Annotated in this window: 6 protein-coding genes and 1 pseudogene; 3 read left to right on the top strand and 4 right to left on the bottom strand. The window is 47.8% G+C overall.

What is annotated here, in order from left to right:
- Nucleotides 1-724, top strand: a 724-nt coding sequence (locus Q0294_RS00780) for a TIGR01777 family oxidoreductase (RefSeq protein WP_299459709.1), incomplete at its 5' end; no start/stop codon positions are given.
- 14 nt (nucleotides 725-738) lie between these two features.
- Here Q0294_RS00780 and miaB read toward each other — a convergent pair.
- From miaB to efp, 3 genes are all read right to left on the bottom strand, one after another.
- Nucleotides 739-2,280 carry a tRNA (N6-isopentenyl adenosine(37)-C2)-methylthiotransferase MiaB gene (gene miaB / locus Q0294_RS00775; protein ID WP_299459706.1) on the bottom strand — a complete coding sequence of 514 codons (1,542 nt, stop codon included), beginning with the start codon at nucleotides 2,278-2,280 and terminating at the stop codon, nucleotides 739-741.
- Between the two features lie 100 nt (nucleotides 2,281-2,380).
- The gene (locus Q0294_RS00770; protein WP_299459703.1) at nucleotides 2,381-2,599 is read right to left on the bottom strand and encodes a hypothetical protein; all 219 of its coding nucleotides are present in this window, start codon (nucleotides 2,597-2,599) and stop codon (nucleotides 2,381-2,383) included.
- A gap of 275 nt (nucleotides 2,600-2,874) precedes the next feature.
- Nucleotides 2,875-3,447, bottom strand: a complete 573-nt coding sequence (gene efp, locus Q0294_RS00765; protein ID WP_299459701.1) for an elongation factor P — start codon at nucleotides 3,445-3,447, stop codon at nucleotides 2,875-2,877.
- A gap of 252 nt (nucleotides 3,448-3,699) precedes the next feature.
- On the opposite strand from efp, the gene epmB reads away from it, so the two are divergent.
- Nucleotides 3,700-4,707 carry an EF-P beta-lysylation protein EpmB gene (gene epmB, locus Q0294_RS00760; protein ID WP_299459699.1) on the top strand — a complete coding sequence of 336 codons (1,008 nt, stop codon included), beginning with the start codon at nucleotides 3,700-3,702 and terminating at the stop codon, nucleotides 4,705-4,707.
- A 9-nt stretch (nucleotides 4,708-4,716) separates the two neighbouring features.
- Here epmB and murD read toward each other — a convergent pair whose 3' ends face one another.
- Nucleotides 4,717-6,126, bottom strand: coding sequence for a UDP-N-acetylmuramoyl-L-alanine--D-glutamate ligase (gene murD, locus Q0294_RS00755; RefSeq protein WP_299459696.1), 1,410 nt, complete (start codon nucleotides 6,124-6,126; stop codon nucleotides 4,717-4,719).
- A gap of 193 nt (nucleotides 6,127-6,319) precedes the next feature.
- On the opposite strand from murD, the pseudogene Q0294_RS00750 reads away from it, so the two are divergent.
- Nucleotides 6,320-6,641 (top strand): annotated as a pseudogene (locus Q0294_RS00750) (sodium:solute symporter family protein); the annotation flags it as partial.

The raw sequence follows: 6,641 nt of genomic DNA, 5'->3' as shown, positions 1-6,641 counted from the left end.
TGGTATTGACGCTGTCATTCACCTGGGAGGGGCCAACATTGCCGATAAACGCTGGTCGCCAGAGATCAAAAAATCGATCTTCAACAGCCGTGTGCAATCTACCTTGTTGCTGGCAAACAGACTGGCTTCACTCGAAAATCCGCCCCAAATCCTTCTGTGTGCGTCCGCAATCGGGTTTTATGGAGATCGTGCAAATGAAAGAATGGATGAAACCAGCAAAAAAGGGCAGGGCTTCCTGGCTGATGTCTGTGACTCTTGGGAGCATGCGACTCAACCCGCAACCAAGGCCGGAATTCGTGTCGTTAATATGCGGTTTGGAATGATCCTTGATAAAAAGGGGGGCGCCCTGGCAAAAATGCTGCTGCCATTCAAACTGGGTGTTGGCGGAAAAATTGGATCTGGGTCACAGTATTGGAGCTGGATTGCCTTACCGGATGTGATTAATGCGATTCAATTCTGTCTGCAAAACACAGAGATGCAAGGCCCGGTCAATTTTGTAGCCCCTGATGAAGTGACGAACCTGGACTTTACCAAAACACTCGGAACAGTCCTCTCGCGTCCGACTTGTTTACCCATTCCTGCCTGGGGAATCAGAACGTTGTTTGGGGAAATGGGCCAGGAGCTGATGCTGACCAGCACGAGAGTAACCCCCCAACGATTACTGGCAGCTGGTTTTCAATTCCAATACCCTAAACTGGAAGACGCGTTCCGGGGAATTCTGTAGAATTAAAACATTCTTTACTGCAGGATGGGTAGAGAGGGGCCTGAATGAAGTTGATATTCCTTTGTGACAATCGAGCCAATTAAAGTGGTCGGTGTCACATCAATAATTTCAATGCGAGCGATTGTTCCTGCTAAACGCGGGTTGCCATCAAAGACAACGATACGATCGCAATTCGAACGTCCCACCAATTGTTCTGCGAGGGCACCACTTGAATCCTGGCCAACTTTTTGAGCTGATTTACTGGGTCCTTCGACCAGAACTTCTACCTGTCTGCCGATGAATTCTGCGTTATCTTCTTCACTAATCTCGTTCTGCACTTTTAACATTTCATTATTACGGCGTTTTTTCACTTCATCGGGAATCTCATCTGGAAACCGTTCTGCGGCCTTTGTCCCGGGGCGTTCGCTGTATTTGAAAATAAAACTGTTTTTAAAACGAAACTCACGAATCGATGCCAGGCTTTTTTGATGGGATTCTTCTGTTTCACCAGGATGCCCCACAATAAAGTCGCTTGAAACTGAACAACCGGGAAGAATCTCGTTGATGCGCTGCATCATATCCCGGTAATCTTCGACGGTATATCCGCGTTTCATCACTTTCAAAACATCATTGCAACCATGCTGTAAAGGAACGTGAAGATAACGCGTGGCTTTGGGGAGATCACGGATTGCTTCCAAAAGATCGTTGGTCATGTCCTTGGGATAACTCGTGACAAATTTGATGCGATCGATTCCTTCAACCTCGTGGATCAGATGCAGTAAATCAGACAAGCGAAACAGTTTTCCGTCCTGCGTGTGTTTGTAACTGTTTACGGTTTGCCCGAGTAAAGTCACTTCTTTTACCCCCTGATCAGAGAGTACTTTGACTTCCGATAATATCTCGCGGGGGGAGCGGCTTTGTTCCGGACCACGGGTGGAAGGCACAACGCAATAGGAACAGAACTTATCACAGCCGATCATAATCCGCACAAAGGCCTGGTACGGTGAAGGGCGCATTTCCGGATCGCGCAAAGGATCATAGCTTTGAAAGCTGTTCGTGATTTCCGTATGTTTTCCGTCTTTACGGCCCAATCCCACAGCAAGCTCGCGGCTGCGTACATGATTATGGTGATTGATTCGCGCTTTGTCGATCAATCCCGCAACTTGAGCAAGTTGGCCGGTCCCTACCACAAAATCAACCTGGGGGGCTTTTTGAAAAATCAAATTTTGATCTTTCTGCGCCATACAGCCCATGACACCAATTACTTTTTTCGGATTTTTTCTGGCGCCGTATCTCAGTCTGCCCAAGGAGCTGTAAATTTTATGCTCGGCATGTTCCCGGACGCTACAGGTATTGAAAAGGATCGTTTCCGCCTCTTTAACGTCTCTGGTGAGTTCGTAACCACGCTTGCGAAGATCAGCCACCACAAGTTCGCTGTCAAGCATATTCATCTGGCAGCCCACAGTTTCAATATAGAGTTTGTGGTTATGGTCGGTGACGACATCCGCCTGCAAATCGGTCGCATCGGCAGGGAACTGCTCTGCATCTAAGCGATTGGTTTGATCAACGTGAGACATGAACTGTTTCAACTACTCATTAAAATTAAAGATACAATAACGAATCACGACTGAATTCGATTCCAGCTAGACCTCTTTCACAGACTCATCCACAACTGTTTTACGCTGCCCTGACTTTCTCGTCTGCAGAAGCGTGGACTCCCTGCTGGTTTAGCGAATCGCTGCTGGAAGTTTTTTTCCCATTTTGGGTTATTTCCTGCGTATACTCAATGGCCAACTGCTGGACAACCACTTTCTTGTGATGAGTCATTAAAGAAGCAAGCGACTTCAACGCTAACAATGACGCGACGACATACAAGATCAAATTCCAGACATCCATGTCAATCCTCCCTGAGATCCATGGTGGGGCTCTATCGTGAGTTCAGTTACGACTTACCGTTGACAACTCCCTTAAACTTATCTCCCACAAGCTGATACGAAGCTCGTGCTGTTATTTTGGCAACACCTGTTAATAATTCAATATCAGTTGAACCAGTTTCATGAAACCTACGCAAAAGAATCACAAAAAATAAGTATTTATGCTGAATTTGACGAAACTCAGCAGGAAACTTCTGCGATTTGGATTTCAAGTAGTCTTTTTCAAGGCAAACAGGCTTATTCGCGAACGCGTTCAATATAGGAGCCGGTGGCTGTATCAACTTTGATTTTTTCACCCACATTGATAAAAGCGGGCACATTGACCGTGGCCCCGGTTTGAATGGTGGCTGGCTTAGTCACATTGGTTGCCGTATTACCTTTGGCGGCAGGCTCCGTGTAGGTGACTTCCACAATCACCTGTTGTGGTGGGTCCATGCCAATTAACTGATCATTCCAGAACATCAGGCCGCAGATTGCTCCGTCGAGAAGATAATCAGCAGCGTCGCCGCACATTGCTTCCCCAATTGAGTATTGCTCAAAAGTTTCATTATCCATAAAGTGCAGACCTGTCGCATCTTTATAAAGATACTGACCGTCCCCCTTACGAATATCAGCCTGTTCCAGGCTTTCACCCCCACTTTTGTAGGTGCGATCGAGAATCGTACCTTTCAGCAAATTTCGCAGTTTCGTGCGATAAAGTGCCTGGCCTTTACCCGGTTTGACGAAATTAACTTCAAACATTTCATAAGGATCACCATCGACGATAACTTTGACTCCCTTGCGAAAATCGCCTGTACTGATTTGTGGCATCGCTTAATTTCTCTGACAATAAAAGTGTTGTGAAAAATACATTTGAGTTTTATTTCCAAGGGCGAGAGAATAACATATCTTACACCCGTTGCAAACGGAGAGCAGGCGAAATGTCAGCCAATTTCTACCGCCTTTTCTTCCCGCGCAAGTTCACGCAGACGAATGATATAGCTCATTTAACAATTTCATTAGTACACCCTGATGTGGGTTTGTGGCGATTTTGTCTGAACCTATTTGGAAATTTGCCTTTATATGCCCTCATCGCTTGAAGAAATCACCTGGCAAAAATCACTTTCACAGGCTATTCGCGACCCACGGGAACTGATTTCCCGGCTAGGCATACCGGAAAAACTGCTCGAACCAGCCCTGAATACTGTTCAATCGTTTCCATTAATGGTCCCCCTCAGTTTTTTAAACCGCATGGAGCGAGGCAATCCAGAAGACCCGCTTCTGAAACAGGTCCTGCCGATTGCTCGCGAAAACGAAACCGTCCAGGGCTTCAGTACTGATGCGGTTGGTGATTTGAATGTACGCCAAACCCCTGGTATTTTGCATAAGTACCACGGCAGGGCACTCTTGATGGTCAGCGGAGCCTGTGCCATTCACTGCCGTTATTGTTTTCGCAGACACTATCCCTATGGTGATGAACCCCGCACCTTAGCTGAATGGGAACCGGTCTGGAAAGCGCTTCACGCTGATCCGTCGATTCAAGAAGTGATCCTCAGTGGAGGCGACCCGCTGTTATTGACTGATCTCCGTCTGCAAGAGCTTTGTCAGCGAATCACAGAAATTCCACATGTGAAGCGATTACGGATTCATAGCCGCTTGCCCGTTGTTCTTCCCGACCGAATTCACGCCGGATTGCTGGAGATGTTTCAACGGCTCTCAGAAACTGGAACTGTTGTCTGGATGGTCATTCATGCAAACCATCCAAATGAAATTGCCGGTGACGCAGAAATTGCCATTCGAAAAATGATACAGGCAGGAATTCCCACACTCAATCAATCAGTGTTACTCAAAGGCATTAATGACAGTGCCGACACGCTGGTGAGATTGTCCGAAAAACTGGTCGATCTGGGGGTGATGCCGTATTATCTGCATCAACTGGATCGCGTCACCGGTGTTGCGCACTTTGAAGTCCCGGAAGAGCAGGGGAGAGAACTCATTCGTGAGTTACGCACGCGATTGCCCGGTTACGCAGTGCCACAATATGTCAGAGAAATTGCCGGTGAACCCTGCAAAATACCTCTGTTGGGCTGAGCGATATTTTCAGCCGCCAAGGCGCTGAAACAGTTCGGTAAATCGTTCGCCCCGTTCCACAAAGCTGGAAAACCAGCCATAGCTGGCGCATCCGGGCGAAAGTAAAATGACATCACCCGGGTCCGATTGTTGAAATGCCCAGCCAAAGGCTTCCTGGAATGACTGCTGAGGCTGAGAAATCACCGCGAAACCGTCGCCGGATAAATCAGCTTTGAGTTTTTGCAGAATCCCGGATAAAACCAGTCCCGTTTCCCCCATCAATGCTGTCGCCTTGGTTCGATTGAGCAGAGCATTGGCAAACTCAGACAGATCGACTTTTTTGTCAGAACCACCGGCCAGCAGTATGATCGGAGAATCATCAAACGCGTCCAATGCACAAATGGCTGATTCGGGGGTTGTTGCCAGCGAATCGTTATAAAATCGACGATTCTGGTATTCACCGATGAATTGCAGTCGGTGGGGCAAACCCTGAAATGTTTCTAATCCCTGCTGGATTGTTGTTAAATCGACTCCAGCACAACGACAGGCGACAATCGCTGCAGCGGCATTCATACGATTATGCATCCCGGGAACATTCAGATGTGGCTGGAGAACATGTTTCTGTTCTCTCAGCACAAAAGCCTGACGATCCACCAGCACATCAGGTTTTAAGCTTGGGTTCTCGCCAAACCGGGAAACGGTTCCGCGGGTGTCCCAACTCTGCAAGTCCTGGTCACCTGCATTCAAGATGGCGAAATCGTTTTGCGTCTGCCAGCGAAAAATGGTTTGTTTGGAATGACGATAGTGTTCCACAGTCTGATGCCAGTCCAGGTGATTCGGGCTGAAATTAGTGACCACTCCAATCTGCGGGCTGGCTTGAATGCGATTGAGTGCTTCCAGTTGAAAGCTGCTCAATTCCAGAATCACCCAGTCATCCGGTTGAATTTGCTCAACCACCGGCAGCAGACTGATGCCGATGTTCCCTCCCAGCCAGCACCGAGTCTCCGATGCTTTCATGATGGCATGAATCATGGCTGTTGTTGTGGATTTACCATTACTCCCAGTCACTCCGATGACTCGACCGCGATTCAATTGCCAAAAAAGTTCGATTTCGCTGGTCACAGGGATGTGCTGTTTCAGTGCACTTTTCAGGAGCGGATGATCGGGGGGAATCGCGGGGTTGGCAACCAGTAAATCAGTTTCAGACAATTCTGAGCAGGAACTTCCCAACTGATATTTGATCTCGGAATACGACTCCAGTTGTCGCAGCGAATCAGAAAGGGCAGCTTCATTTTTAGCATCAACGACGGTGACGTGCGCGCCTCTACCAACCAGAAAAACAACAGCGGCAGTCCCTCCGCCAAACCGTCCCAGACCAAGTACGGTGACCCGACAGCCTTTTAACTCAAGCATTTGAATCGGTAACGGTTTTGCAGGCATAGTATAACCAGAGTTTTTTCACTCGTTCAGTATTTCGATGAATCGTTTAATGTGAGTTCGAGTAAGAATACAACATCCGGGGTTAATCTGTCATGTCGCTACCATTGCATCAGTAGGTTTGCATATTTGGTTCATCCTCGGTAGTCTAATTTCGGAATAATATTCATTAAACATCCATCATGAGGACCTGCCAATGATACTCGCCGCTGAAAAGAATGTCTGGTTAGGACTCCACCCTGCAGACTGGATTGTACTGGCCCTCTATTTTGTCGTCATTCTTGCCGTCGGTCTCTGGTCAGTCACAAAAGTAAAAGACATGACAGACTTCTTTATGGGCGGTCGTCGGTTCGGCAAGGTATTCATGATGTTTTTTGCCTTTGGTTCGGGCACGAGTAGCGAACAGGCTATCAGTGTCGTCGCCGGAACCTGGCGGGCAGGACTGGCGGGAATCTGGTGGCAGTTTCTCTGGTTATGGGCGACTCCCTTTTACTGGATTGTTGCACCGATCATGCGGC

The sequence above is a fragment of the uncultured Gimesia sp. genome (genome assembly GCF_937919775.1).
GTDB lineage: Bacteria > Planctomycetota > Planctomycetia > Planctomycetales > Planctomycetaceae > Gimesia.
Note: the sequence above shows the minus strand (reverse complement) of the source record. Positions and strands in the feature narration are given on the sequence as shown.

What these genes read in the sequence shown, in the direction of transcription:
- murD (WP_299459696.1), bottom strand. Translation starts at nt 6,126, where the DNA reads ATGCCTGCAAAACCGTTACCGATTCAAATGCTTGAGTTAAAAGGCTGT.
- epmB (WP_299459699.1), top strand. Translation starts at nt 3,700, where the DNA reads ATGCCCTCATCGCTTGAAGAAATCACCTGGCAAAAATCACTTTCACAG.
- efp (WP_299459701.1), bottom strand. Translation starts at nt 3,447, where the DNA reads ATGCCACAAATCAGTACAGGCGATTTTCGCAAGGGAGTCAAAGTTATC.
- miaB (WP_299459706.1), bottom strand. Translation starts at nt 2,280, where the DNA reads ATGTCTCACGTTGATCAAACCAATCGCTTAGATGCAGAGCAGTTCCCT.
- Q0294_RS00770 (WP_299459703.1), bottom strand. Translation starts at nt 2,599, where the DNA reads ATGGATGTCTGGAATTTGATCTTGTATGTCGTCGCGTCATTGTTAGCG.